Raw genomic sequence first — 1,733 nt, 5'->3', positions numbered from 1 at the left:
AGCTGTTCGAATGTCGCAGAGTTTGCGCCCTGCTGCGCAGTCTGCCGCACAACAACATCAGCAATAGCCAGAGCATTGCCGATAATTGCTTCGGCTGTCTGCTTATTCGAACCCACGGCAGCAGCCAGGCCATCGGCGTTCTCCTTAATTGCATCGGACAGCTCCGCCAGTTTTTCACTGCTGGCCACGGCATCCTCGATCAGGTCCTTGAAGACTTCAGAGCTTTTGATGTCTTCAAGGATTGCATCGGTGATATCGGAAACATCGATGCTGGCCTGCCCGCGCACCCAGTCGGTCCATTCGCTCTGATTCCCGATGCGGTCAACCAGCCGTGCCCGGTACCAGAATTCCTGCCCTGCCTTCAGCCCCATCTGCTGATAGAGTTTCTGAGGATACGGCACCGACGCCAAAAGCATTGGATTTGCCCCATCGACTGAAGCGCTGTATTGCAGTTCCGTGCTCAGGGTGTCGGCGGTATCTGCGGGGAAACCCCATGTAATGTTGATCCCAAATACAACATCCTCTGTTGCAGTTAGTCCGACAGGTTTGGGCACTTCACCGGTGCGGCCGGTAAGATGGGTCAACGCAGACGTGGCCCAAAGGCTGGACGCTCCCCCAGAGTTAATCGCACGGACGCGCACAAGGTAATCGCCCTCGAAAATGCCAGGCACTTCGATATTTCGTAACCCGGTTTCAGGCACGTTTACCCATTCGTTATTTCCGCGCTTCCACTGTGCCCGGTACGCTATTACGTCCGACTGCAGTTTGCCGTCTTTATCAACTGGCGCATCCCATGTGGCGGTTAGCATGGCCACGCGCTGCCCCTGGCGAACCGCATCATAGCTCGATACCATGATGTTGGTCGGCTGGTTCACGAGCCCGGTCGGAATCAGGCTTATCGGTGGAGTATCAAGACGAGCGTTGTTATCAACGGCGTCGTATTTCGACGCGTTATACTCCGCACCGGTAATGGTGAAGGTATTTTCCTCATCATCAAATTTTAGGTTCGTTACCCGGAAATACTGTAGGCGCAGCTGACCAGCATCAATTACGAACACGGCATTAGGTAATGGCGCCGCCGTGAACGGCGTGGACACGATCAGCTGCGTGCCATTTACGGCCTGTATCACCCGGCTTTCGACGGTACCGCCCTGGGTGCGAATCATCAGCGTATCGCCCGCCACCGCACTGGTGCCCCGGTCAGTGGTCACGGCCTTAAGACCTGCGTTATACCCGGTGATACGCCCGCCGTAAACGCGCCCTGACAGGCGTTCATCTGCAAACGCAAATACGGTGCCCGGCACGAATACAAAGCCATCAAGTCCAGTCTGAAGCGTGATAATGCGGTCAAGGGAGTTGGAATACACCGCCCACCCGCCACGCCGCTGCGCCTCGCTCTCACGCGTACAACCGATCGCAGTGATTTGTGTCTGCTTAAACTTGAACTGCTTCACCAGTTCCGGAAACATCACTGCCGTGGTGCGGTCCTGGTAGTGGTTATCCGGATCGCTGAAATTAATCAGCGCGCTGGAGAATCGGTTTTTCTCACTGCCACTCGAGTACACCGGCTTACCCACCACTGATGCGCGAGTGAGAATCTGCAACTTCGTAGTGTCCGCCGGCATGTCAGAGACAACATTGAACATGTTGTTGCCCCAGAAAGTCATTCCGTTGAAGCCCGCGGCAATATCTTTAATCACCTGCCAGGCATCAGCCTGGGACTGGATGTAAAC

The 1,733-nt window shown here is 55.4% G+C and carries 1 protein-coding gene; it reads right to left on the bottom strand.

The features are described from left to right. On the bottom strand, positions 1-1,733 hold a 1,733-nt coding region (locus ACNQ0W_RS24820), incomplete at both ends, for a host specificity protein J (RefSeq protein ID WP_417933281.1).

Origin of the sequence: Enterobacter cloacae complex sp. 6730903, assembly GCF_048283985.1 — a bacterium.
Classification (GTDB): domain Bacteria; phylum Pseudomonadota; class Gammaproteobacteria; order Enterobacterales; family Enterobacteriaceae; genus Enterobacter; species Enterobacter hormaechei_C.
Note: the sequence above shows the minus strand (reverse complement) of the source record. Positions and strands in the feature narration are given on the sequence as shown.